This window comes from Roseomonas sp. TAS13 (assembly GCF_001950415.1).
GTDB classification, from domain to species: Bacteria; Pseudomonadota; Alphaproteobacteria; order Acetobacterales; family Acetobacteraceae; genus Roseomonas; species Roseomonas mucosa.
Genome location: NZ_BDLP01000795.1, coordinates 1 through 364, shown reverse-complemented (window position 1 = coordinate 364; position 364 = coordinate 1). Strand labels below are relative to the sequence as shown.

At 67.0% G+C, this 364-nt stretch carries 1 protein-coding gene; it reads right to left on the bottom strand.

The features are described 5' to 3' along the window. Window positions 1–244 (bottom strand): HNH endonuclease (locus ROTAS13_RS25555; RefSeq protein ID WP_139323629.1); only part of this gene is annotated, 244 nt, incomplete at its 3' end. Window positions 245–364 lie beyond the last annotated feature (120 nt).

Below are 364 nucleotides of genomic sequence, written 5' to 3'. Positions count from 1 at the left end.
GGCAGGCGACGGCCAGGTTGCAGGGCCGGTTCCCGCCGCCCTGCTTGCGCGGCAGGATGTGCTCGAAGCTCGGACGGTCGTCCGGGTCCGGCGCATCCGCCTCCATCCGCTTGCCGCAATGGCAGCAGCGGTGGTTCTGCTCCGCCGAAAGCCGCTCGCGCAACCTGGGCGAGTTCCATTCCACGAAGCCGTAGAGCCGCGCCTCCTCCGACAGCAGCTGCCGGTGATAGGCTTCCCCCGACATTCCCCAAGTGGCCCGCCGCTTGACTTCAAGATCGCCTGATTTTGCTCGCTGGGCAAGCGTTTTTCGCCCCGAGCGGTGTCTGTCGTCGCGCAAACGGCCGAAGTCGGGTGGATCAAGCCT